Source organism: Agrobacterium sp. A3-95 (assembly GCF_053521785.1).
Map to the genome: position 1 here is coordinate 19,244 of NZ_JBNWDR010000002.1, position 23,508 is coordinate 42,751.

The 23,508-nt window shown below is 58.8% G+C and carries 20 protein-coding genes; 13 read left to right on the plus strand and 7 right to left on the minus strand.

What is annotated here, in order from left to right; translation table 11 throughout:
* Nucleotides 1-142 precede the first annotated feature (142 nt).
* From ACQZ5Y_RS05615 to ACQZ5Y_RS05625, 3 genes are all read left to right on the plus strand, one after another.
* Nucleotides 143-355 (plus strand): hypothetical protein, encoded by a 213-nt coding sequence (locus ACQZ5Y_RS05615; RefSeq protein WP_019565010.1) that lies wholly within the window; start codon nucleotides 143-145, stop codon nucleotides 353-355.
* Between the two features lie 66 nt (nucleotides 356-421).
* Complete coding sequence (locus ACQZ5Y_RS05620) at nucleotides 422-694, plus strand: hypothetical protein (protein WP_025595298.1); 273 nt, start codon at nucleotides 422-424, stop codon at nucleotides 692-694.
* Nucleotides 695-732: 38 nt separating this feature from the next.
* Nucleotides 733-1,932 (plus strand): low temperature requirement protein A, encoded by a 1,200-nt coding sequence (locus ACQZ5Y_RS05625; RefSeq protein ID WP_019565008.1) that lies wholly within the window; start codon nucleotides 733-735, stop codon nucleotides 1,930-1,932.
* Here the strand turns inward: ACQZ5Y_RS05625 and ACQZ5Y_RS05630 are convergent.
* On the minus strand, nucleotides 1,929-3,398 hold the full coding sequence (locus ACQZ5Y_RS05630) for a glycosyl transferase family protein (protein WP_174060175.1): 1,470 nt from the start codon (nucleotides 3,396-3,398) through the stop codon (nucleotides 1,929-1,931). The genes ACQZ5Y_RS05625 and ACQZ5Y_RS05630 overlap by 4 nt on opposite strands.
* 147 nt (nucleotides 3,399-3,545) lie before the next feature.
* Between ACQZ5Y_RS05630 and ACQZ5Y_RS05635 the strand changes: the two genes are divergently transcribed.
* Together ACQZ5Y_RS05635 and soxR are read left to right on the plus strand one after the other, a co-directional pair.
* Nucleotides 3,546-5,651: a TonB-dependent receptor plug domain-containing protein gene (locus tag ACQZ5Y_RS05635; protein WP_065662389.1), complete on the plus strand. Its 2,106-nt coding sequence runs from the start codon at nucleotides 3,546-3,548 to the stop codon at nucleotides 5,649-5,651.
* Between the two features lie 154 nt (nucleotides 5,652-5,805).
* Nucleotides 5,806-6,261: a redox-sensitive transcriptional activator SoxR gene (gene soxR / locus ACQZ5Y_RS05640; RefSeq protein WP_003511623.1), complete on the plus strand. Its 456-nt coding sequence runs from the start codon at nucleotides 5,806-5,808 to the stop codon at nucleotides 6,259-6,261.
* Between the two features lie 38 nt (nucleotides 6,262-6,299).
* Here soxR and amyA read toward each other — a convergent pair whose 3' ends face one another.
* From amyA to ACQZ5Y_RS05670, 6 genes are all read right to left on the minus strand, one after another.
* Nucleotides 6,300-7,787 (minus strand): alpha-amylase, encoded by a 1,488-nt coding sequence (gene amyA, locus ACQZ5Y_RS05645; RefSeq protein ID WP_174060174.1) that lies wholly within the window; start codon nucleotides 7,785-7,787, stop codon nucleotides 6,300-6,302.
* A gap of 132 nt (nucleotides 7,788-7,919) precedes the next feature.
* Complete coding sequence (locus ACQZ5Y_RS05650) at nucleotides 7,920-9,650, minus strand: acetyl/propionyl/methylcrotonyl-CoA carboxylase subunit alpha (RefSeq protein ID WP_174060173.1); 1,731 nt, start codon at nucleotides 9,648-9,650, stop codon at nucleotides 7,920-7,922.
* Between the two features lie 11 nt (nucleotides 9,651-9,661).
* Nucleotides 9,662-11,260 (minus strand): 5-oxoprolinase subunit B/C family protein, encoded by a 1,599-nt coding sequence (locus ACQZ5Y_RS05655; protein ID WP_174060172.1) that lies wholly within the window; start codon nucleotides 11,258-11,260, stop codon nucleotides 9,662-9,664.
* 7 nt (nucleotides 11,261-11,267) lie between these two features.
* On the minus strand, nucleotides 11,268-12,077 hold the full coding sequence (locus ACQZ5Y_RS05660; protein ID WP_019565001.1) for a putative hydro-lyase: 810 nt from the start codon (nucleotides 12,075-12,077) through the stop codon (nucleotides 11,268-11,270).
* Nucleotides 12,078-12,088: 11 nt separating this feature from the next.
* Nucleotides 12,089-12,856, minus strand: coding sequence for a LamB/YcsF family protein (locus ACQZ5Y_RS05665; protein WP_003511617.1), 768 nt, complete (start codon nucleotides 12,854-12,856; stop codon nucleotides 12,089-12,091).
* A 123-nt stretch (nucleotides 12,857-12,979) separates the two neighbouring features.
* Nucleotides 12,980-14,221, minus strand: a complete 1,242-nt coding sequence (locus tag ACQZ5Y_RS05670) for an NRAMP family divalent metal transporter (protein WP_003511614.1) — start codon at nucleotides 14,219-14,221, stop codon at nucleotides 12,980-12,982.
* 263 nt (nucleotides 14,222-14,484) lie between these two features.
* On the opposite strand from ACQZ5Y_RS05670, the gene ACQZ5Y_RS05675 reads away from it, so the two are divergent.
* The 8 genes from ACQZ5Y_RS05675 (at nucleotide 14,485) to nirD (ending at nucleotide 23,423) form a co-directional block, all read left to right on the plus strand.
* Complete coding sequence (locus ACQZ5Y_RS05675) at nucleotides 14,485-15,138, plus strand: GntR family transcriptional regulator (protein WP_003511611.1); 654 nt, start codon at nucleotides 14,485-14,487, stop codon at nucleotides 15,136-15,138.
* Nucleotides 15,139-15,240: 102 nt separating this feature from the next.
* Nucleotides 15,241-15,828, plus strand: a complete 588-nt coding sequence (locus ACQZ5Y_RS05680; protein WP_065660503.1) for an ANTAR domain-containing response regulator — start codon at nucleotides 15,241-15,243, stop codon at nucleotides 15,826-15,828.
* A 36-nt stretch (nucleotides 15,829-15,864) separates the two neighbouring features.
* Nucleotides 15,865-17,142, plus strand: coding sequence for a CmpA/NrtA family ABC transporter substrate-binding protein (locus ACQZ5Y_RS05685; protein ID WP_019564998.1), 1,278 nt, complete (start codon nucleotides 15,865-15,867; stop codon nucleotides 17,140-17,142).
* A 377-nt stretch (nucleotides 17,143-17,519) separates the two neighbouring features.
* Nucleotides 17,520-18,812, plus strand: a complete 1,293-nt coding sequence (locus ACQZ5Y_RS05690; RefSeq protein WP_019564997.1) for a CmpA/NrtA family ABC transporter substrate-binding protein — start codon at nucleotides 17,520-17,522, stop codon at nucleotides 18,810-18,812.
* A 112-nt stretch (nucleotides 18,813-18,924) separates the two neighbouring features.
* On the plus strand, nucleotides 18,925-19,818 hold the full coding sequence (ntrB, locus tag ACQZ5Y_RS05695) for a nitrate ABC transporter permease (RefSeq protein ID WP_003511597.1): 894 nt from the start codon (nucleotides 18,925-18,927) through the stop codon (nucleotides 19,816-19,818).
* 13 nt (nucleotides 19,819-19,831) lie between these two features.
* Nucleotides 19,832-20,629, plus strand: coding sequence for an ABC transporter ATP-binding protein (locus ACQZ5Y_RS05700; protein ID WP_003511595.1), 798 nt, complete (start codon nucleotides 19,832-19,834; stop codon nucleotides 20,627-20,629).
* Nucleotides 20,630-20,634: 5 nt separating this feature from the next.
* Complete coding sequence (gene nirB, locus ACQZ5Y_RS05705; protein ID WP_174060171.1) at nucleotides 20,635-23,082, plus strand: nitrite reductase large subunit NirB; 2,448 nt, start codon at nucleotides 20,635-20,637, stop codon at nucleotides 23,080-23,082.
* Between the two features lie 5 nt (nucleotides 23,083-23,087).
* Nucleotides 23,088-23,423: a nitrite reductase small subunit NirD gene (gene nirD / locus ACQZ5Y_RS05710; protein WP_003511593.1), complete on the plus strand. Its 336-nt coding sequence runs from the start codon at nucleotides 23,088-23,090 to the stop codon at nucleotides 23,421-23,423.
* Nucleotides 23,424-23,508: the final 85 nt, after the last annotated feature.

Below are 23,508 nucleotides of genomic sequence, written 5' to 3' on the forward strand. Positions count from 1 at the left end.
GCAGGAAAAGCGCGATTTTTACGCGTTTCTTGCCTGACTAGACTGGGGTAATGCAGATATCTCGATATGGCACGATGTTGGAACTGAACCTTCCCTAAGATTGTGCGTTTCCGTGTCGATGTTGGAAGGGGGCCTTGAGCCTATGGTTTTTCCAGACGATATGGAGCTGGCTGTCGCTGTTTACATGGCGGACATTGCATTGCCTCGAGATACCGCCATCGAAAAGCTCTTGAAGGCGGGACTTGAAGAAGCCGGTTATTTGACCGGAGGTGAGGGGCGGCCGCCGGAAATTATCGACGGGCAACCAAGTTCGGACTATGTGCAATATCGCACATATCTGGACGAGGACAGCTGAAAGACGGCTGGAACCAAACCGGGCGAAGGCTGTTTATGGCGCAGTCAATTGTGACAGGATGTGCCGATGTTCTCCAAGTCCCTCTTTATCGCGACAATTGTCATCTCCGCGACGAGCCACCCGATATTTGCTCAGCCATTAGAGGTCAGCATATTGGAACCGACCAAGACCCGTAGCGCCGAATTCTCGCCTGGGGCAACCGCATCGAATTATATTACCGATGTCTCCGGCAAGACAGTGCGTCTGGTAGGACCGCGTTTTTACCCCGACAATGCGCGGGCGCTGCAGTTTCCCGGCCGGGACTCGAATGTTAATTCTTCGGATGAAGCGCAACGCTAACGCGATCGCAATAATTCATATTGACGAACAGGGGCAGAATGGGAACCGAAAGCGAAACGTCCGGGCAGAAACCGGATGCGCAAACCTGGATCAAACAGGACGGGCACGAAGCAGAAAAGGCGACCTTTCCTGAACTGTTCTTCGATCTGGTTTTCGTTTTCGCGCTCATTCAGCTTTCCCATGCGCTAGCAAAGGACTTCGGACCGACAGCGGCGCTTGAGGCGGGCATACTGATATTGTCACTTTGGTGGTTGTGGATACACACCACCTGGATCACCAACCTGCTGAATACCGAAAAGGAGCCTGTCCGGATTCTGCTTTTCGTCCTGATGTTCGGCGGGGTTCTTTTGGCCATCGCGCTGCCGGAGGCTTTTGCGGAACAGGGTTTCGTGTTTGCCCTTATCTACAGTGCCATGCAGGTGGGACGGAGCCTGTTCGCACTTTATGCCTTTAAGGGAGAGGACAGGCAGTCTTTTCTGGTTTTTGTGCGCGTGACGATCTGGCTAGTCGTATCGAGCCTGTTCTGGATGGCTGGTGGGCTTGTCGATCTGACGGATCGAATCCTCCTGTGGGGTATAGCGCTCGCGATAGAATATGCCGGACCCGCTTGTCGTTATGTCGTCCCGGGATTGAAAGCAAGCGATGCGGACAAGCTGCATCTCTCCGGCGAGCATCTTGCGGAGCGCTGTGCGCTTTTCGTCATCATCTGTCTCGGGGAAACGATCCTAACCACCGGCCGCACGGCCACGGAATATATGAATTCTGGCCTCACATTCATCGTCTTTTGTTCGGCCTTCGTCAGCACCGTCACAATGTGGTGGATCTATTTCCATCACGGGCAGGAAGAGGCCTCCAGAAAGGCCGAACATGCCGACGAGAAAGCGAAGATTGCCCAGAATCTTTTCAACTACGGACATTTGCCTATCGTGGCCGGCATCATCCTTACGGCAGTTGGAGAGGATTTCAGCCTGTCCCATGCCCATGAAGGGACGACGATGAGGGAGTCACTCGCCATTCTTGGCGGCCCGATCCTGTTTCTAGCCGGTAATATCGGCGTCAAGATTGCTGCCACCTATCAGCGGCCGATCTCGCATTTTGCCGGAGTAGCGGCGCTCTGCCTGCTTCTGCCGGTGCCGGGCGTGCCGCTTTTTGCGCTGCAACTGGCAAGCACGGGGATTTTGCTGCTGGTGGCGCTGTGGGAATATCTGGCGCTGAAAAAATCAGTCGCCAACGCCTAAGCAGTGGCGAAATCGCGTGCCCTGTCGTTCCACAGCCGCAGGCTGCGGGCATAGGCCTCTTCGAAAGGCAGAACCATATCATTGACCAGCATCAGGGCAATGGCAGCGGTGGAGAGGATGATGGTTTCCGCTCTCTCGTCTCTGGCCGCCCCCGTCCAGACGGCGCGCCAATATTCGAAGGTGGTGAACATGGTCGGCATTTCGGCCGGTGGCGTTTCGCGGGCGGGAATGACGAACTCGACATCTTCGCCCTTGGAAAGACCGAAGATCCGGGTGCTGCGGAATGGAGTAAATTGCGCGAAATCCCGCGTATTGCCGAGAATGGCAAGGCTCTCGACGGAAAGCAGCCGCGCCGTATCGCGATGAAGCTCCTGATAGGAGGGGCGGGCGACGCCGATAATGGTGCTTCTGGCGCGAAGCGGATTGAGAAGATGCACGACCGTATTGAGCGGCAGGCGCATTTCCAGAATGCCGTGCAGGCCAAGTAGGCTCTGAAACTGTAACGATAGTCCACCGATCGGCAGATAGGCGATCCCTTGCGAAGCCGTGGCCTTGGCCGCCTGCGAAAGTGAATGGCAGAGCGGTATGCCGCAGGCTTCAGCGGCGAGTTCGAGCTTACCGCCATTTTCTCCCTGGCCCACATGGCCGTGTAACAAGACGCTATATCCCGCCATGGAAACGAGACGCGCGGAATGCAGGAACCAGGGTGCATCGCGATGTTTGGGCGACATATAGGCCGGCCAGTCGAGATCGACCGATGCGGGCGCTTGCTGGTCTCTTTTTATATGGCCCCACATGGCTTCGATAAAACCGGCAAGCTCTGCCGCGGTCACACCGCGATATTGCATGGTCGCAAGCAGCGCTCCTATCTGTATGGGATCTGCATCGCCTTCGAGAATGATCGAAAGCGCGTCCATCGCCTCTTGCTGGCTGAGCGGGCGGCTGTTGCCGATGCCCATCGCCGAGGTCGCTATATATTTGGCGAGCCTGTGCTGCGGATCGGCATTGTGGCCGATGCGGGCAAGGCGGTCCGCTATATTTTCCGGTGTCGGCTGACCTTCCAGAAGAACGCTGGGGCGCAGCGAAAGAGGCGGCGCCTTCATCAGCACCGGCCGTTCCCAGCCGCTAACATTGGCGGCGGCGGGAGCTGCCGCTTTTTCCTGTGAATAATCGATCAGGTTTTCCGCCTCCGCCGCCAGCGAACGAATGCGCAGCCGCATGGTCTCGGCAAAGGGGGTGGGTCGCAAACCCTGGCCGGTGCGTAAGAACAGCTGGTCGCCGTATTTCTCGCGCAGCTGCTGTAGTATCCGGCTCATCGATGATGTCGGCAGTCCCATGCCTGCCGCTGCGCGGCTGACGCTTCCTTCCCGCAACAACGCATCGAACGCGACAAGTAGTTTCAGCTGACCAAGCCTGTCGGGCTTTGTCGGGGAAGCTGGTTCTTCTTTTCTCTTGCCGGTTGTCATCTTGCTGTTTTTTTACCCCGCCCCCGATTAGAGGGGGCCTTTTTGCAATTTCTGGAATTTAGAACTGTTCGAAAACAAACGCGTTGCGCCAGACCTCCCTCCTAAATAAGTGGGGGTAAATTCTCAAGTTAAATGCGGGGGCGTAACATGGAATTGAAGTACCGCGGGCAGGATATAGCCGCGACGATAATAAAGGCTGGCATTTCCGTCGCCATGGCGGGAACGGCGCTCAGCGTTGCCTTGCCTGCTGTCGCGCAGCAGGCGACCGACGGAACCACCGTTCTTCAGCAGATAGTGGTGACCGCGTCCGGCTTCGAGCAGAATGTAAAGGATGCTCCGGCCAGCATCACGGTTGTGACGCGAGAAGATCTGGAAAAGGGGTCTTATCGCGATCTGACAGACGCCTTGCGCGAAGTTCAGGGCGTGTCTGTCACCGGCATTGCCAATGAGAAGGATATTTTCATTCGCGGATTGCCCGGCGCTTACACGTTGATCCTGGTTGACGGTAAGAGGCAGAGCACGCGCGATGCCCGTACCAATGGTAATTCCGGCTTCGAACAGAGTTTCGTGCCGCCGGTTTCGGCGATCGAACGCATCGAGGTCGTGCGCGGCCCGATGTCCTCTCTTTACGGTTCCGATGCCATGGGCGGCGTCATCAACATCATCACCCGCAAGGTTGGCGATGTCTGGTCTGGTTCCGTCACCAGCGAGGGTACGGTTCAGCAACATTCAAAATTCGGTAATAGCGGTCAGGTGTCCTGGTATGCCAATGGGCCGATCCTGAAGGACCGGCTGGGGCTGCAGATCTGGGGCAGGGGCTTCACGCGCGGCGAAGACCGCATATTGAATGGTACGACGGGCGCGAAGGAATATGATTTCAATGGACGTTTGACCTTCACGCCGAATGAGGATCACGACATCTATCTCGAGGCTGGCAAAGCACGGTTGCGCCGCGATGCCGAGTCCGGCGAGACGCTGGCAGCCAATGCAGACGGCACCTACAACACCAATACGCGCGACCATTGGTCATTGTCGCATACCGGCCGGTGGGGACCGACCACGTCTGAATTTTCCTTCCAGCAGGAATGGGCCGAGCGCACCAACTTCACCAGAAACTTTCGCACGGGACGCGTCACTGAAAATCCGCGCTCGCCGGAGGTTCGCAATAGCGTTCTCGACGGCAAGTTCACCACGCCGTTCGAACTGTTCGGCAACCATACGCTCGTCACCGGCGGTCAATATTTCGAGGCACAGCTGAAGGACCAGAATCCGGGACGCCGTACCGGTCGCGACGAAACTTTCTCGGCGACGCAATGGGCGCTCTTCGTCGAGGATGAATGGCGCATCGTCGATAGCTTTGCGCTGACGGGCGGCCTTCGTCTGGATAACCATGAAAAATATGGCAATCATTTCAGCCCGCGCCTTTACGGCGTCTGGAGCGCAACCGACGATCTTACGATCAAGGGCGGCATTTCAACAGGTTTCCGCGCACCGGAAATCCGCCAGATCGCACCGGGTTACGCCTATACGACTGGCGGCGGTGGGTGCACCTATGCCTCGAACGGTACCTGCGGCGTGATCATCGGCGATCCGGGTCTGGAGGCGGAAAAAAGCACGAGTTATGAATTGGCAGCACTCTGGGACAACGGTGATGTTGCCCTCGGTGCCACCTATTTCTACACAGATTTCAAGGACAAGATTTCCAACGCGCTCGTGCTCAATCCGGATGGTACGCCTGCCCGCTGGAGCGAAGATAGCAATTATCGCCTCTGGTACAATTACAATATCGACGACGCGGTCATTCAGGGCATAGAACTGACGGCAGCATGGTATGCGACGCCGGAACTGACATTGCGCGGCAACTATACCTATACGCATTCCGAACAGAAGACGGGCGATTACGAGGGTTTTCCGCTGGCGCGGACACCGGAGCACATGGCCAATCTGAGAGGCGAATGGGTCACCCCGGTGGACGGGCTGGAAGCCTGGGCCTCGGTGAATTATCACGGATCGGAAATCAATGCGGGTCCGCGCATCGGTACGAACGGCAAACCGGTTACGATCAACGGCAAGGCCGGGCGTAAATATGACGCTTACACCACCCTCGACATCGGGGCGAAATATGCGGTGGCCGAAAATGTCGATCTCAACGCGGCGGTTTACAATGTATTCGACAAGGAAGTCGGCGCTGACGATTTCAACACGGTCATGGAAGGCCGCCGCTTCTGGATCAGCATGACCGCCAAATTCTGATCCGCGATATTTATGAATTCAGAGGCGCCCGATGGGCGCCTCTTTTTGCCATCTATCCTATTGACCTCAACTATGGTTGAGGAATTATACCGGCTGCTCTCTAGTGTGTTTCCGCGTTTTTCAGAGCGGAGGCCGTTAAGAAAACGGAGCCGGCATGGAAAATACCATCTTTAAACACAGCCTGACGGTTGGGGAGGTTGCGCGTCGTAGTGGCGTCGCCGTTTCCACCATCCATTTTTACGAGGCGAAGGGATTGATCGAAGGCTGGCGCACCAGCGGGAACCAGCGTCGTTATCATCGCGCCGTCCTGCGGCGCATTGCCATTATCCGCATTGCGCAGCGGGCAGGTATCCAGCTCAGCATCATCAGGGACGCCTTGGCGGATTTGCCGCAGGACAGGGTGGCGACGACGGCTGACTGGCGCGTGTTCTCGCAGTCCTGGCGGGAAATGCTGCAGCTTCGTATCAACAGCCTGATTATGCTGCGCGACCAGCTTACCGGCTGTATCGGTTGCGGTTGCCTCTCACTTGATGATTGTCCCTTACGCAATCCAAACGATGTTCTGGCCGATGCCGGCGCGGGCCCGCGCCGTCTCGTATCCGTCAAATGAGCAAGGTTTCCGGCTGGCCGCTTTAAAAGCAATTGTTCCTACTCGACGTCGGCCGGAACCCAGACACTGACGCTGCCGCCATTGGTGGAAAACAGACCCTTGCCATGCTCGTCAAGGGTGATCTGTTCGTGACGGTGACCAAGGAAATCGCGCCATACAGCTCCCGCCCGCTCAGGGCCGAGATCTATCTGTTTTTCCGCCGCCTCGCCGTTCGACATCACCACAACGCAGCCCGGCTCATCGGCGGTACCGTGGCGAATAAACGCAATGCAGCTCGGGTCGTCGAAAATATCCGTCTGGGCACCGTTGGAAAAGCGGCTGCGTGCCTCGATGAGCTTCGGAAGGCATTCGATAGCCGGCATGACGATCTCATGGTCGTTGCCGTCATTGCCGGTGTCTGTATAGGTCGTACCGAAAAGATCGGGATAAAAGACGCAAGGCACACCTTCTTCGCGCAACAGAATGATCGCATAGGCCAGAGGCTTGAACCAGGGTTCTACCGGCGCTTCCAGAGATTGCAGCGGCTGCGTGTCGTGGTTGTCGACAAGCGTGACGGCGTGATCTGGAACAGCGGAAAGCAGCGAACCATCGAAGATAGTGCGCATGTCGAAATCGCCGCCCTGCTTGGAAGCGTCATGGAAGCGGTGGTGAAGGGCGACATCGAAGAGCATCAGCTGCTTGTCGACCAGATCGAGATAGCTTTTCAGCGCGTCTATATCGGGGTGCCAGTATTCCGCGACAACGAAGAGGTCGGGATTAATCGTGTCGCGCATATGGCCTACCCAGTCGCGGAAGAACCATGCCGGAATGTGTTTGGCCGCATCCAGACGGAAACCATCCACCTGTACCTGTTCGGCAAGCCACCGGCCCCAATATTTCAGTTCCTCGTAGACAGCCCTGTTTCGGAATTCGACATCCGCGCCCATGAGATAATCGAAGTTGCCGTTTTCCTCGTCGACCTCCTCATTCCATTCGCCGTCGCCATATTCGTTGACGAGACGGAAAATGCCGTCCTCATCAGGCTCTTCGATGTGGTCGACGCCGCTGAAGCACTTCAGGTCCCAGATGAATTTGGAATGTGTGCCGTTTCGGCCGGGAAAGGTGAAGCGCGTATAGGCGTGCGCCTCGAAATCCTCGTCCTCTATCTCGGTGCGGTCATCGGGATTGACGCGGCGAACCCGCACCTTCTCCCGTTCATCCGCGCCCATCTTGTGATTGAGAACCACGTCGTGAATGACGCGGATGCCGTTTTCCTTCAGCGTCCGACCGGCCTGTTCGAGGGCAGCGCGATCACCGTATTTGGTCGCGACTGTTCCCTTCTGGTCGAATTCGCCAAGGTCGAAGAGATCATAGGTATCGTAGCCTACCGAAAAACCGCCGGCAGAACCCTTGTAGGCCGGCGGTAGCCAGACGTCGGTAATACCCATTCGGGCAAGGCTTTCCGCCTTTTCGGCCACCTCGCTCCATAATTTCCCTCCGTCCGGATAGTACCAATGGAAGAATTGAAGCAAGGTGCGTCCGGCCATATTTCCCTCATGATGGTTAGCAGGTCGCGCCATAAACGGCCCGGCGGCGAAAGGGTTCCGCCACCGTATTGACCAAACTTCGATTGTGAGGGGACCACCTTCCCTGATGGGTCCGGTGGCCTGGTCTATGCGTTATTCCGCAATTTCGAGAAGTGCCGCGCCCGCCTGAAGATAGTCGCCTTCCTTGACGATCAGGCGGACCTTGCCGGCCTTCGTCGCCACGATTTGCGTTTCCATTTTCATCGCTTCCATGACGGCCAGAAGATCGCCTTTGGAAACAGTTTCGCCATTGGTCACCTTGAACGATTGCAAGGTGCCGGAAACGGGAGCGATAATTTCACCTTCCTTCTCCTTGACCGACGCGCCGGGGGCAGCGGCATTGCCGCCGCTGACAGCGCCGAGGCCGGAGAGCAGCAGGTTCGGCAGGCCGACAGAAACACGCTTGCCGTCGATTTCCAGAAAGGTGCGCGTGATGGAAGGGTCTTCAGCCGGTGCAGGACGTTCCATGGCGTCAGGCATGGCGGCGAAATCGGTCTCGATCCAGCGGGTATGAACCTTGAAACCGTCGGTGCCGATGAAGTCGTCCGTCTCGATTGCGGCGCGATGGAACGGCAGAACCGTGGCAATGCCTTCGATACGGAATTCTTTCAGCGCGCGGCGCGCGCGGCGCAGAACCTGATCGCGGTCGGTACCCGTAACGATGAGCTTCGCCATCAGCGAGTCGAATACGCCAGGCACGCTGGAGCCGCTGACGACGCCGCTATCCATACGGATGCCGGGGCCGGAAGGAGCATCGAAAATCGAGATCGTGCCGGGTGTTGGCAGGAATCCTCGGCCGGGATCTTCGGCATTGATGCGGAATTCCATAGAGTGGCCGCGCGGTTCCGGCGTTTCAACCACCCGCAGGGTGTGGCCCTCGGCGATGCGGAACTGCTCGATGACGAGATCGATACCGGTGGTTTCCTCGGTAACGGGATGTTCCACCTGCAGGCGCGTATTGACCTCCAGGAAAGAAATCGTGCCATCAACGCCGAGCAGGAATTCGACGGTGCCGGCACCGGAATAGCCCGCGGCGGCACAGATCGCCTTTGCCGCGTCGTGGATTTTTTGTCGCTGTTCGGCAGACAGGAACGGGGCCGGAGCCTCCTCTATCAGCTTCTGGTTCCGACGTTGCAGCGAGCAATCGCGAGTGCCCAGCACCAGCACATTGCCGTGCTTGTCGGCCAAAACCTGCGCCTCGATATGGCGGGGCCGGTCTAGGAAGCGTTCGAGAAAGCACTCGCCGCGACCGAAAGCGGCGGTCGCTTCGCGAACGGCGGATTCGTAGAGATCGGCGATCTCTTCCATCTTCCATGCGACCTTCAGGCCGCGCCCACCACCGCCATGCGCCGCCTTGATGGCGACGGGCAGGCCGTATTCTTCGGCAAAAGCGGTGACTTCGGCGGCGGTAGAGACGGGGCCGTCACTGCCGGCCACCAGCGGCGCGCCGACGCTGGTGGCGATGCGCCGCGCTTCCACTTTATCGCCCAGCGCTTCAATGACATGTGGGTCGGGGCCGATCCAGCTAAGGCCGGCATCGATAACCGCCCGCGCAAATTCGGCGCGTTCGGACAAAAAGCCGTAACCGGGATGCACGACATCCGCGCCGGCGCGTTTGGCAATCGCGATCAGCTTGGCGATATCGAGATAGGTTTCGGCGGGGCGGACGCCTTCCAGCGCATAGGCCTCATCCGCCAACCGAACGAATAGCGCATCCTGATCGGGATCGGCATAAACGGCAACCGATTGCAGGCCGTAATCACGGCATGCGCGGATGATCCGCACCGCGATCTCGCCGCGATTGGCAATCAGCACTTTTTTCATCGCTATTCTCCCTACAGACTTTTAGCCGCCGCGATTTCGGCAAAAGGGCCGATCGGGCGGAACTTGATTTTGGCATTGACGGGGATTTGCCCCGCAAGATCGAGATGGTATTCCGCGACCGCGCCGATGACGGGATAGCCGCCGGTCAACGGGTGGTCGGCAAGGAAGAGAACGGGCTGACCGCTATGGGGAATCTGGATTGCTCCGGTGGCCGTGCCTTCGCTCGGCAATTCGGCACTGTCCCTGCGCTCCATCGGCACTTCGCCGGCAAGGCGGATGCCGACGCGGTTCGATTGCGGCGTGACCTGCCAGAGCTGGCCGGTCAGCGTATCGAGGCCCTTTTGCGTGAACCAGTCGGTACGCGGTCCGAGAACCACGTCGAGCGTCACAATATCGCCGGTTGCCGGCGGATCGAAGGCCGGAGCCTCGTCGACAGACACGCTGGAAAGTCCTGTCTTTTCGCCCTTCAGCGGCAGAGTAGTGCCCGCAGTCACGCTTTCTGGACCCACTACGGCGAGCGTATCCGTCGCATAGCTGCCCAGCACGGGCTCGACATCGAACCCGCCACGCACAGCAAGATAACAGCGCATGCCCTTCGGCGGCTGACCCAAGGTTACGATATCGCCGGGTTCGAGAGACACGGGAACATGGGGTTGTGCGGCGAAACTGCGATCTGCGGTCTTGACGGTGATGGGGCAGGGCGCGCCCGCAATGCCGATAACGGCGCGGCTCGTGCTTTTGAAGGAAAAGCCGCCGAGCGTCAGCTCGAGACACGGCGAGTTAACGGGATTGCCGACGATACGGTTGGCGGCGTTAAACGCGCCACGATCCAGTGCGCCGGAGGCGGAGACGCCCTGTCCGGTTTGCCCGAAGCGGCCAAGATCCTGGAAAATGGCGGGCATGGGGGCCGCGAGCACCTCGAAATGCGGGCCTTCTCTTGTCATCTCAGGGCGGGCGGTGCGCGGCGCTGAGGTGGGAACATCAACCGTTCTTCCGGCCTTGTCCATATCGAAGAAACGCACGCGATAACCCGGCTGGAGAAGCGCACCGGGATCACGGCCTATATCCCACATCTTAACCGGGGTCGTGCCGATGATCTGCCAGCCGCCGGGGCTGTTTTGCGGATAGACGCCGCTGAAGGCGCCAGCCAGCGCCACCGAACCCGCCGGAATGCGGGTACGCGGGCTTTGCCGGCGCGGCACGTGAAGAGCAGTATCGCCGCCAACCAGATAACCGAAGCCGGGCGCGAAACCGCAGAAGGCCACGGTAAATTCGCTTTCGGTATGGCGGCGGATGACTTCGTCGATGCTCATGCCGGTCAGTTCGGCAACGTCGGCCAGATCTTCGCCGTTATAATGGACGGGGATTTCCACCAGATTGTCCGAGGGCGCGATTTTTGCGGAGAGATCGCGGCTGGAAAGCCGTGCAACCAGCGCCTCTGCGCCAATTTTTTCGGGGCGGAAACGGATCATCAGGGTGCGGGCAGCCGGAACCGTTTCGTCGATGCCCTCGATCGGATCGTTCTGAAGCGAGGCGAACAGCGCCAGCGTTTCATCGAGATCGGCAAGTTCGACGAGAATGGTGGTGAGGCTGACGGGGAGAAAACGCATCATATCCTCACGCGTGATAGGCAGAATCGGGAATGTCGGTGATGAACATGTGCCCGGGCGCATGGGTAATCGCGAACGGCACGCCGGACGCCATGACTGCAGCCTGAGGCGTCACGCCGCAGGCCCAGAAAACTGGAACCTCGCCGGGTTCGATCCGCACCGCATCACCGAAATCCGGTTTCGCGAGATCCGATATGCCGATTTCTTCCGGCGCGCCGACATGCACGGGCGCACCGTGAACCGCCGGAAAACGTCCTGAAATTGTCGCGGCATCGGCCACGCGCGAAGCCGGGATCGGTCGCATGGAAACGACCATGTTGCCCTTAAATCGGCCGGCCGGCCGGCAGGGGCGGTTGGTCAGATACATCGGAACGTTGCTTTTGTCGGTCATGTGACGGATTTCGATACCCGCTTCGACCATCGGCGTTTCAAAGGTAAAACTGCAACCGATCAGGAAAGCGACGAGATCGTCACGCTCTGCCCAGGCGGCGGTCGCATCCGCCGTTTCCTCGGCAAGTTTGCCGTCCCGCCAGATACGGTAAAGCGGCAGGTCGGTCCTGAGATCGGCACCGGGGGCAAGAAGCGTGGTTGGTGAGCCGGGATCTGAAACATCGAGCACCGGGCAGGGCTTGGGATTACGCTGCGCATAAAGCAGGAAATCGAAGGCCCAGTCGCGCGGCAGCACGATCATGTTGGCCTGTGTGAAACCGGGAGCGATGCCGGAGGTCGGCGCAACGAGGCCGCCACGATAATCGGCGCGGGCCGTCCGGGCGGCATGCGCATTGGTGTGGCTCAGAAAGGATAAGGGTATCGTCATTGGTCGCCCTTTTAGAGAATGGATGCAAAAGAGCGGATTTCGATGCCCTCGGCTTCGAAACGGCGGCGGATTTCCTGGGCGATCGCCACCGCGCCGGGGCTGTCGCCATGCACGCAGATGGATTGTGCTTCGATCTTGATGCTGCTGCCGTCGATGGCTTCGAGTGTTCCTTCGCGGGCAAGCTGCACCATCCGGTCGGCGATTTTGGCAGCGTCGTGCAGTACGGCGCCCGCCTCACGGCGCGAGACGAGTTGGCCTTCGGGCGTATAGGCGCGGTCAGCGAAGGCTTCCGCGACGACAGCAAGGCCTGCCTTGCGGGCGAGATCGAGGATGGGCGCATTGGCAAGACCCATCAGCACCAGCGAGGCATCGACGGCCTTTATACCGTCGATGACCGCTTGTCCCTGTTTCGCGTCATTGGCGATGCGGTTGTAAAGCGCGCCATGCGGCTTCACGTAACGCACCGTGGTTCCGGCAGCGGCGGCAACACCCTTCAGTGCGCCTATCTGGTAGATGACATCGGCGATCAGCTCTTCGGAGGTCACATCCAGATCGCGGCGGCCAAAGCCGACGCGGTCCGGGTAGGAAACATGGGCGCCGACGACCACGCCTTTTTCGGCAGCGGCCTTGACGGTCCGGTAGATGCCGGCCGGGTCACCTGCGTGAAATCCGCAGGCGATATTGGCGCTGGAAACGATGGCAAGCATCGCCTCGTCATCTCCCATGCGCCACGCGCCGTAACTTTCGCCAAGATCACTGTTGAGATCGATAGCGGCCATGTTTGCCTCCCTTTAGAGCATTTCCAGCAAAAGTGCGTAGCGGTTTTGCGTCGGGAAAATGCGTAATAACAAATATATAGAGCGTTTCCGCTTTTCTCCGAAATGCGGAAACGCTCTAGTTTATTACAGGCCGAGCAGGCCAAAAATGGTGCCGGCGGACTTGTAGCCCATGTACCACGTCAATGCGCATGTCAGAACGCCAAGGCCGAGCAGAATGCGCGAGTAGCGATGGCCGCCCATCAGGTCTTCACGCTTCCATGCGGCAAACAGGAAGATGCTGAGGCCGATGGGCAGGATAAGACCGTTCAGGCCGCCGACGAAGACCAGCATGGCGGCGGGCGGCGTCGTGATGAGCAGGTAGCAGACGAGCGAGACAGCGATGAAGATGACCGTCGCCATGTTGCGGGCGCGTTCGGTCATGTCCTGCTTGAACACGGGCAGGAACGAGACGGAGGTATACGCCGCGCCGATGACGCTTGTGATGGCCGCAGCCCAGAAGATGATGCCGAATAGGCGGAAGCCGAGATCGCCCGCGGCCGACCGGAAAGCCTGTGCGGCGGGATTGGCGGCCTGGCCCGATGTATCGATGACGACGCCGCTGGCGACAACGCCGAGAATGGCGAGGAACAGCACGTAACGCATGATGCCGGTGACAGCGATGCCGGTCAGAGCGGCGCGGTTGACGGCGGGCAGGTTTTCAATGCCGACCATTCCCCGGTCCAGCAGGCGGTGCGCGCCGGAATAGGTGATGTAGCCGCCAACGGTGCCGCCGACGATGGTGGTGATGGTCGCGAAATTGATCGTGTCCGGCAGGAAGGTCTGGCGGAAGGCATCACCGACCGGAGGCGCGGATACGAATGCAACGTAGAGCGTCAGCACGATCATCAGGATACCGGCGAAAATGATGAACCGGTCGACGGCGAGGCCAGCCCGTTTGGAAACGAAGATGGCGATGGAAAAGATTGCGCTGATGGCGCCGCCGATTTTCGGATCGAGCCCGAAGATGGCGTTCAGGCCGAGGCCGGTGCCGCCAATATTGCCGATATTAAAGAAAAGGCCGCCGATGATGACGAGAATGGCGAGAAGATAGCCGGAGCCCGGAATGGCAGCATTGGCGATGTCGGACGCACGCATGCGCGTCAGCGTTACGATGCGCCAGATGTTGAGCTGAACGACGAAGTCTATGAGGATGGAAGCAAGAATGCCGAAGGCGAATGCGGCACCAAGCTGCATGGTGAATGTCGCCGTCTGCGTGATGAAGCCGGGACCGATGGCAGATGTTGCCATCAGGAAGATTGCTCCCAGAAGAGATGCACGTTTTGACATTTTGAGATCGGCAGTCGGGGTGAGCTTTTTCTGCTCCATGGATTTTCTCCGCTCCTGTCGCAATCCGCCCCTCGCGGATGCTTTATGCCACCGATCTTGTCTTGTTCCGTGAGATTGTCAATATTGTTCAACAATAAATGATAATCGTTCTTTTATTTTGTCTATTTGTTGGACGTTATGAGTATGAATTCATCACGTTTTTTTGGCGCTTTGCTGAAGCTTTGTGCTATGGGCAATCATGCCGTGTCCGAACATGCCTGTCACGGAATTCCCAACGTTGCATTGCTCTTAAGGAAAGCGCCATGACGGAAACGATAGAGGGTCTGCCGCTTGCGGATCGATTGGCAAAGGGTATTCGCACCCTGCTGATCTCCGGTGAACTGATGCCGGGCCAGCGTCTTTCGGAAGCAGCCTTCAGCGAACGTTTCGAGGTCTCCCGCAATTCGCTGCGTGAAGCCTTTCGTCTCCTGACCAAGGATGGTCTGCTGCGTCACGAGGCCAATCGCGGCGTTTTTGTCGCCGTTCCCACCCTGGCTTCGGTGATTGATATTTACAGGGTGCGGCGCATGGTGGAATGCGGGGCGCTGCGTCAGGCCTGGCACAAGCACCCGGCCATCCGGACAATGCGCACGGCGGTCGATGATGCCAGGATAAAGCGCGACCAGGCAGACTGGTTAGGCGTGGGCAGCGCCAACATGAAGTTTCACGCCGCCGTGGTCGACCTTCTCGACAGCGCTCGTCTCAGCGATTTTTACGAGCGAATCGCCGCTGAGCTCAGGCTTTGTTTCGGCCTGCTGAAAGACCCGGAACAGCTCCATTCCCCCTTTGTGGACATGAACAGCAAGATCCTGTCACTGATGGAAGAGGGCAAGGCGGCTGAGGCCGGTGACGAGATGGAAATCTATCTCAATCTTTCCGAGCGGACGGTTTTGAAGGCGCTCGAACGTGCGTCCTGAGAAATCAGGCGGAGCGGGATGAAAACGTCCCTTTCACGTCCGCTCCATTTTTATATCGGCGCCTGATTGCCAAGTTTGTTGCGGTGCGTCATCAATGCCGACATGACGCTTCGCGACCTCACCATTCTCGTTATAGACGAAAACGCGATCCGCGCCTCGATCATCGAGGAGGGGCTGCGCGAGGCCGGGTATAATCGCGTGACGGTCATCCATGAGGTGCACGGCGTGGCGCGCACCATCGAGACGCTGCAGCCCGATGTCATCTTCATCGACCTTGAAAATCCCAACCGCGACATGATGGAGCATCTGTTTCAGTTGACACGCACGGTCGGCCGGCCGATCGCCATGTTTGTCGACCGCTCCGATACCGCGTCCATCGAGGCGGCCGTTGAGGCCGGTGTTTCCGCCTATGTCGTTGACGGGCTGAAGAAAGAGCGCGTCAAACCCATCCTCGATATGGCGGTCAGCCGCTTCAACGCTTTCAGCCGTCTGCGACAGGAACTTGCCGAAGCAAAATCGGCGCTTGAGGAGCGCAAGGTCATCGAGCGCGCCAAAGGCATTTTGATGAAAATGCGTGGCCTGTCCGAAGAGGAGGCTTTTGCGCTTCTGCGGCAAACGGCGATGAACGAGAAAAAGAAAATATCCGAGATCGCGCAAAGCGTGGTCACCGCGGCCGGTCTGTTGATGTAACGAACCCGCCGGCGGGACAGTCGAGGAGTGTATGATATGGCGGCACAGGAAAAATCGGCCGGTTCAAAAGCGGGCGCGCCGGCAATTGTTGGCAGCGACCGGCAAAAAATCCTGCGGGCAGGTTTTATTCCTCTTGTCGATGCGTCCGTCCTCATTGCTGCGGCGGAATTCGGCTTTGCCGAGCGCGAAGGCCTGACGCTCGATCTCGTCAAGGATGTGTCCTGGGCGAATGTGCGCGACCGGCTGGCATTCCGGCAATTCGACATTGCCCATATGCTGTCGCCGATGCCCGTTGCCTCCATGCTCGGACTCGGCTCCAACCCTTCGCCGACGATCACGCCGTTTTCACTTGGGCGCGGCGGCAATGCGATAACGCTTTCGACGCGGCTTTTTGCCCGGATGAGGGCGTTGACGGGGCTTTCCGAAACGGCGGGGGCGCTGGAAAATGCGAAGGCCTTAAAGCAGGTGCTGGATGACATGCGAGCGCGGGGCGAAGCTACACCGACGCTCGGCATGACCTACCCGTTTTCCTCGCACAATTACGAATTTCGCTATTGGCTCGCCGCTGGTGGCATTCATCCCGATCACGACGTCAAACTGGTGGTCGTACCACCGCCATTGACGTCGGATGCATTGGCGGCGGGCGCCATCGATGGTTTCTGTGTCGGTGCGCCGTGGAACATCGTTGCTGCCGAGCGCGGTGTGGGCAGGATCGTCGCTGCCAAGCAGGATTTGTGGCCGTCTGCGCCGGAAAAAGTGATCGGGATGCGGCCTGAATGGGCCGAAAACCAGCAGGAAACGGTCAGCCGGCTGTTGACGGCGCTCGATGCCGCCGCACGTTGGTGCGACCTTGCGGAAAATCACGATGATCTGAGCAGGACACTTGCCGATCCGCGTTATATCGGTGCGCCGCAAAGCATCATCCGCCATGTGCTTGCCGGTGAATTCAACATCGACAGCCATGGCAACCGCCGGGTCATCGACAAATATTTCCTCTTCCACGGCGGCCATGCCAATTATCCGCGCCAGAGCCAGGCATTGTGGATTTACAGCCAGATGATCCGCTGGGGGCAGACGGAGTTTTCGCAAGGTGGTGTGGAGGCCACCCTGTCCGCTTACCGTCCAGATATTTATCGGGCGGCACTGGGCGATGCCAATGCGCCAGATGATGCCGATATTCGAGTCGAAGGGCAGGAGGCGGGTGACCGGTTCGTGGACGGTTTTGTTTTCGATCCCGCAGACATTGCTGGCTATGTGAATGGCTTTTCCGTGCGCAGTTCTGCCCCGTTTTCCATCTCCCAAGGCGAGGTCTGACAGCCGTCGGCCGGGCAAGCTGCGCAAATTTCAAGCTCGGAATTTATCCATCTGCGCAAACCATAGACAAAATTTCTACTGATTAAAATTTAATCGTCCGATCCAATCTCGGAAATTCCGTTTTTTTCCAAGGCGATAGCTTCCACAAGTAAAACTGGCACGCCTCTTGCGTCTTCGTCTTTGCACTGGTCAACGGCGATCGGGGCGAGCAGGGCGCGGCATAAGCGCTTTCACAGACATAGACGTCGCAAGGTTTTGCTGCCCGGAACACCTCCCGTTCCGAAGGCGCAAACACCGAGCGGCGTTTTTTTTATTTTCAGGTTTTTTCGCAAGCGAACGCGCCACCCGTGCGGTGGTCCAATAAGGGGAAGATGCGAATGAAAAAGATATTCTCGGGCGATGTCAGCCGCCGCACCATACTGAAGACGACAGCCACCGCAGCCCTTGTTACCGCCGTGCGCACCGCTTTTCCGTCAGGCGCTTTCGCAGCCACGGCTGAGCCGGAAGTGAAGGGCGCGAAAATCGGCTTCATCGCGCTGACCGACGCCGCCCCGCTTATCATCGCGGCGGAAAAGGGACTGTTCGCCAAGCATGGCATGCCGGATGTCGAGGTTCTCAAACAGGCATCCTGGGGTGCGACACGTGACAATCTCGTGCTCGGCGGCGCATCGAACGGCATTGATGGCGCGCATATCCTGACCCCGATGCCCTATCTCATGCATACCGGCAAGGTGACGCAGAACAACGTGCCTGTGCCGATGGCGCTTATCGCCCGCCTCAATCTCGACAGCCAGGGTATTTCCGTCGCCAAGGAATATGCTGAAACCGGCGTTCAGCTCGACGCGTCCAAGCTGAAGGCAGCTTTCGAGAAGAAGAAGGCAGAAGGCAAGGAAATAAAGGCTGCCATGACATTTCCCGGCGGCACGCATGATCTGTGGATCCGCTATTGGCTGGCCGCCGGCGGCATCGACCCGGACAAGGACGTCTCCACCATCGTCGTTCCGCCGCCGCAAATGGTCGCCAACATGAAGGTCGGCAATATGGACGTCTTCTGTGTGGGCGAACCCTGGAACGAGCAACTCGTCAATCAGGGCATCGGCTTCACTGCCTGTACCACCGGGGAACTCTGGAAAGGGCATCCCGAGAAGGCGCTCGGCATGCGCGCCGACTGGGTGGAAAAGAACCCCAACGCCACCAAGGCATTGCTGATGGCCGTGATGGAGGCCCAGCAATGGTGCGATGAGATGGCGAACAAGGAGGAGATGTCCACGATCCTCGGCAAGCGCCAATGGTTCAACGTGCCACCGAAGGACGTTCTTGGCCGCCTCAAGGGCAATATCAATTACGGCAACGGCCGCGTGCTGGAAAATACCGGTCTGCAGATGAAGTTCTGGCAGGATCACGCGTCCTATCCCTTCCGCAGCCACGACAGCTGGTTCATCACGGAAAACATCCGCTGGGGTAAATTTGCACCCGATACGGACGTGAAGGCGCTGGTTGCCAAGGTCAACCGTGAGGACATCTGGCGCGACGCTGCAAAGGATCTCGGTGTTGCCGATATTCCCGCCTCCACGTCGCGCGGCAAGGAAACCTTCTTTGACGGCAAGGTCTTCGACCCGGAAAACCCGTCGGCCTATCTCGAAAGTCTTTCCATCAAGGCAGCCTCCTGAGGAGGAGACACGGGTGTCGCCCCTCCTCCGCCGGGTTGCCATTTAATGATGGACACCAAAGGCCGGATGAGGGGCGAGACCCTGACCGCAACCGAAATCCAAAGGAAACGCCATGTCCGCATTGGCTCGAAATTTCAAGGAACAGCCGCAGCAACCGGTGGTACAAAAGGCAAACGTCGTGACCCTTCCGCCCAAACATCCCTCGCGGTTCAATCTGCGTAAACTGGGTGCTGCGGCGGCCCGCAATATCATACCGCCATTTGTCGTCCTCGCCGTTCTGCTGGGCGTCTGGCAAATGCTCTGTTCCGCCCCCGGCTCGTCCCTGCCGCCGCCAAGCCAGGTATTCGAGGAAAGCTACGATCTCATCGTATCGCCGTTCTTCCATAATGGTTCGCAGGATATCGGCCTCGGCTTGCGCGTGCTGGTCTCGCTGGAGCGCGTGGCATACGGTTTCGGCCTTGCGGCTATCGCCGGCATCATTCTCGGTGCGGTCATCGGCCAGTCGGTCTGGGCAATGCGCGGCCTCGACCCGATTTTTCAGGTCCTGCGCACCGTGCCGCCGCTCGCCTGGCTGCCGCTTTCACTTGCCGCCTTTCAGGACAGCAATCCGTCGGCCATTTTCGTGATCTTCATCACCTCCATCTGGCCCGTCATCATCAATACGGCGGTCGGCGTGCGCAACATTCCGCAGGATTATCGCAACGTTGCGAAGGTGCTGCGGCTCAACCAGATCGAATTCTTCTTCAAGATCATGCTGCCGTCGGCCGCCCCCTACATCTTCACCGGCCTGCGCATAGGCATCGGCCTCTCCTGGCTCGCCATCGTGGCGGCGGAAATGCTGACCGGCGGGGTCGGTATCGGCTTCTTCATCTGGGATGCGTGGAACTCCTCGCGCCTGCCCGACATCATCGTGGCACTCGCTTACATCGGCGTTGTCGGCTTCATGCTCGACAAGCTGGTAGCGGCGCTCGGCAAGGTCATCACCCGCGGCGCTGCGGCCAACTAAAAGGGCGACCATTATGAACGCTTATCTGAAACTCGATCATATCGACAAATATTTCGACAAGGGCGGTTCGCGCGCCGAGGTGCTGAAAGGCATCAACCTGACCATCGGCAAGGGCGAATTCGTCTCAGTCATCGGGCATTCCGGCTGCGGCAAGTCCACCATGCTCAACCTCATCGCCGGGCTGACCAAAGTCTCAGCAGGCGTCGTGCTTCTGGAAAACCGCGAGGTCAACGAACCTGGCCCGGAACGCGCCGTCGTCTTCCAGAACCACAGCCTGCTCCCCTGGCTTTCGGTTTATGAAAACGTCAACCTGGCCGTCGCGAAGGTCTTCAGCAGTACCAAGACCAAAGCGGAACGCCACGACTGGGTCATGCGCAATCTGGATCTCGTGCAGATGGCCCATGCCAAGGACAAGAAACCGTCTGAAATTTCCGGTGGCATGAAACAGCGCGTCGGCATCGCCCGGGCGCTCGCCATGGAGCCGAAAATCCTGCTGCTGGACGAGCCTTTCGGCGCACTGGATGCGCTGACTCGCGCCCACCTTCAGGACGCCGTGATGGAAATCCACGCCCGGCTTGGCAACACCATGGTCATGATCACCCACGATGTGGATGAGGCGGTGCTGCTGTCCGACCGTATCGTAATGATGACCAACGGTCCCGCCGCCCATATCGGCGAAGTGCTTGACGTGCCGCTGCCGCGCCCGCGCAACCGCATCGAGCTTGCATCCGACAAGACCTACCTCAAATGCCGCGAGGCCGTGCTGAAGTTCCTTTACGAACGTCACCGCTTCGTCGAAGCTGCGGAGTAACCACTATGGCGCAAAAACTCGTCATCATCGGCAATGGCATGGCGCCGGGGCGCATGCTGGAAAACCTTTTCGAAACCGCCCCCGGCCTCTACGACGTCACCATTTTCAACGCCGAGCCGCGCGTCAATTACGACCGCATCATGCTCTCGCCAGTACTCTCAGGCGAAAAGAGCTATGAAGATATCGTCATCCACAATGACGAATGGTACGCGGCCAACAATGTGACGCTGCACAAGGGCGCCAAGGTCACCGGCATCGACCGCGACAACAAGACCGTAACCAGCGAAAACGGCATCACCGTTTCCTACGACAGGCTGGTGATCGCCACCGGTTCCCTGCCCTTCATCATTCCCGTCCCTGGCCATCAATTGCCGGGCGTTCTCGCCTATCGCGATCTCGACGATGTCACGAAGATGCTTGAAATCGCCGAAGGCAAGGGTCGCGCCATCGTCATCGGCGCCGGCCTTCTGGGTCTGGAAGCAGCTTATGGGCTGAAGCGCCAGGGAATGGACGTCACCGTCATCCATCTGATGCCGACGATCATGGAGCGGCAGCTCGATCCGGCAGCGGCCTATCTTCTGGAAAAGGCGCTAAACGAGCGCGGCATCGACATCATCACCAAGGCCAATACCAAATGCATTCTCGGCGCGGAGAAGGTCGAAGGCATCGAGTTGGAAGACGGTCGCGTCGTTAAAGGCGACATGGTGGTGATGGCGGTCGGCATCCGTCCCGCCTCGGGTCTCGCCAAGGAAGCCGGCATCGCCGTCAATCGCGGCATCGTCGTGGATGATGGCATGATGACGTCGGATGCCTCGATATATGCGCTTGGCGAATGCGCCGAGCATCGCGGCATGTGCTACGGGCTGGTCGCGCCGCTTTATGAATCTGCGCGGGTGCTGGCGGACCGGCTTTGCGGCGGTTCAGCCGAGTATCATGGGTCTGTCACCAATACCAAACTGAAGGTCACCGGCATCAACCTGTTTTCCGCCGGCGATTTTGCCGAGGGCGACGACCGCGAGGAAATCGTGCTGCGCGATGCCACCGCCGGTGTCTACAAGCGCCTGATCCTCAAGGAAAATCGCATCATCGGCGCGGTTCTTTACGGCGAGACGGCGGATGGTTCGTGGTTCTTCGACCTGATGAAGAAATCGACCGACATTTCCGCCATGCGCGAAACCCTGATCTTCGGCCAGGCCTATCAGGGAGGGTCCCCGCTGGACCCTATGGCGGCCGTTGCAGCCTTGCCGGATGATGCGGAAATCTGCGGCTGCAACGGCGTCTGCAAGGGCAAGATCACCTCGGTCATCACCTCGAAGGGGCTGACCTCGCTGGATGATGTGCGCGCCCATACCAAGGCATCCGCCTCCTGCGGCAATTGCACCGGCCTTGTCGAACAGCTGATGGCGCTGACGCTTGGCGACAGCTACAATCCCGCTGCCGTGCAGCCCATGTGCAAATGCACAGATCTCGGCCACGATGATGTGCGCCGTCTCATCAAGGCCAAGAGCCTGAAGACCATTCCCGCCGTGATGCAGGAACTGGAATGGAAGACCTCCTGCGGCTGCGCCAAGTGCAGACCGGCGCTCAACTACTATCTCGTTTGCGATTTTCCCGACGAATATGCCGACGACTACCAGTCGCGTTATATCAATGAGCGCGTCCATGCCAATATCCAGAAGGACGGCACCTATTCCGTCGTTCCGCGCATGTGGGGCGGCGTCACATCTTCCTCCGAACTGCGGGCGATTGCGGATGTGGTCGACAAGTTCGAAATCCCGATGGTGAAGGTGACAGGCGGGCAACGCATCGATCTTCTCGGCATCGAGAAGGAGGATTTGCCGGCGGTCTGGGCCGATCTCGGCAAGGCCGGTTTCATTTCCGGCCAGGCCTATGCCAAGGGGCTTCGCACCGTGAAGACCTGCGTTGGAGAACAATGGTGCCGCTTCGGCACGCAGGATTCCACCGGCCTCGGCATCCGTATCGAAAAATTCATGTGGGGCTCATGGACGCCCGCCAAGCTGAAGCTTGCCGTTTCCGGCTGTCCGCGAAACTGCGCTGAGGCGACATGCAAGGATATCGGCGTCATCTGCGTCGATTCCGGTTTCGAAATCCACTTCGCCGGTGCCGCTGGTCTCGACATCAAGGGTACGGAAGTGCTGGGCCTCGTCCCTACCGAGGATGAGGCGCTGGAGCATATCGTGGCGTTGACCCAGATGTACCGCGAGCAGGCGCGCTACCTCGAGCGCATCTATAAATGGGCCAAGCGCATCGGTTACGACGAAGTCCGCCGCCAGATCATGGACGATGCCGACAAGCGCCGGGCCTATTTTGACCGCTTCGTCTTCAGCCAGAAATTCGCGCAGGTCGATCCTTGGTCGGAACGTGTGTCCGGCCACGACAAGCACGAATTCAGGCCGATGGCGGCAATCGGTTTCAACGAGGCAGCGGAGTGAGAACGATGGACAGCAACTGGATCGATATTGGCGACATTTCCGACATCCCGCTGCGCGGCGCGCGCTGCGTGAAAACGCCTATGGGCAAGATCGCCGTGTTTCGCACGGCTGAAAATCAGGTCTTCGCCATCGAGGATCATTGCCCGCACAAAGGCGGCCCGCTGTCTCAGGGCATCGTGCACGGGGCTTCGGTGACATGTCCTTTGCACAATTGGGTCATTTCGCTGGAGACCGGCAAGGCGTTGGGGGCGGATGAGGGTGAGGTGAGGACCATTCCTCTCCGCAATCTCGACGGGCGGCTTTCGATTGCGCTCGAAACTTTGATGATTGCGGCGGAGTGATATCAGATGTTGGCGACGATACCCCCCTCTGTCCTGCCGGACATCTCCCCCTCGAGGGGCAAGATCGACAAGTGGCACGCTTCTC

What these genes read in the sequence shown, in the direction of transcription:
- ACQZ5Y_RS05615 (WP_019565010.1), top strand. Translation starts at nt 143, where the DNA reads ATGGTTTTTCCAGACGATATGGAGCTGGCTGTCGCTGTTTACATGGCG.
- ACQZ5Y_RS05620 (WP_025595298.1), top strand. Translation starts at nt 422, where the DNA reads ATGTTCTCCAAGTCCCTCTTTATCGCGACAATTGTCATCTCCGCGACG.
- ACQZ5Y_RS05625 (WP_019565008.1), top strand. Translation starts at nt 733, where the DNA reads ATGGGAACCGAAAGCGAAACGTCCGGGCAGAAACCGGATGCGCAAACC.
- ACQZ5Y_RS05630 (WP_174060175.1), bottom strand. Translation starts at nt 3,398, where the DNA reads ATGACAACCGGCAAGAGAAAAGAAGAACCAGCTTCCCCGACAAAGCCC.
- ACQZ5Y_RS05635 (WP_065662389.1), top strand. Translation starts at nt 3,546, where the DNA reads ATGGAATTGAAGTACCGCGGGCAGGATATAGCCGCGACGATAATAAAG.
- soxR (WP_003511623.1), top strand. Translation starts at nt 5,806, where the DNA reads ATGGAAAATACCATCTTTAAACACAGCCTGACGGTTGGGGAGGTTGCG.
- amyA (WP_174060174.1), bottom strand. Translation starts at nt 7,787, where the DNA reads ATGGCCGGACGCACCTTGCTTCAATTCTTCCATTGGTACTATCCGGAC.
- ACQZ5Y_RS05650 (WP_174060173.1), bottom strand. Translation starts at nt 9,650, where the DNA reads ATGAAAAAAGTGCTGATTGCCAATCGCGGCGAGATCGCGGTGCGGATC.
- ACQZ5Y_RS05655 (WP_174060172.1), bottom strand. Translation starts at nt 11,260, where the DNA reads ATGCGTTTTCTCCCCGTCAGCCTCACCACCATTCTCGTCGAACTTGCC.
- ACQZ5Y_RS05660 (WP_019565001.1), bottom strand. Translation starts at nt 12,077, where the DNA reads ATGACGATACCCTTATCCTTTCTGAGCCACACCAATGCGCATGCCGCC.
- ACQZ5Y_RS05665 (WP_003511617.1), bottom strand. Translation starts at nt 12,856, where the DNA reads ATGGCCGCTATCGATCTCAACAGTGATCTTGGCGAAAGTTACGGCGCG.
- ACQZ5Y_RS05670 (WP_003511614.1), bottom strand. Translation starts at nt 14,221, where the DNA reads ATGGAGCAGAAAAAGCTCACCCCGACTGCCGATCTCAAAATGTCAAAA.
- ACQZ5Y_RS05675 (WP_003511611.1), top strand. Translation starts at nt 14,485, where the DNA reads ATGACGGAAACGATAGAGGGTCTGCCGCTTGCGGATCGATTGGCAAAG.
- ACQZ5Y_RS05680 (WP_065660503.1), top strand. Translation starts at nt 15,241, where the DNA reads ATGACGCTTCGCGACCTCACCATTCTCGTTATAGACGAAAACGCGATC.
- ACQZ5Y_RS05685 (WP_019564998.1), top strand. Translation starts at nt 15,865, where the DNA reads ATGGCGGCACAGGAAAAATCGGCCGGTTCAAAAGCGGGCGCGCCGGCA.
- ACQZ5Y_RS05690 (WP_019564997.1), top strand. Translation starts at nt 17,520, where the DNA reads ATGAAAAAGATATTCTCGGGCGATGTCAGCCGCCGCACCATACTGAAG.
- ntrB (WP_003511597.1), top strand. Translation starts at nt 18,925, where the DNA reads ATGTCCGCATTGGCTCGAAATTTCAAGGAACAGCCGCAGCAACCGGTG.
- ACQZ5Y_RS05700 (WP_003511595.1), top strand. Translation starts at nt 19,832, where the DNA reads ATGAACGCTTATCTGAAACTCGATCATATCGACAAATATTTCGACAAG.
- nirB (WP_174060171.1), top strand. Translation starts at nt 20,635, where the DNA reads ATGGCGCAAAAACTCGTCATCATCGGCAATGGCATGGCGCCGGGGCGC.
- nirD (WP_003511593.1), top strand. Translation starts at nt 23,088, where the DNA reads ATGGACAGCAACTGGATCGATATTGGCGACATTTCCGACATCCCGCTG.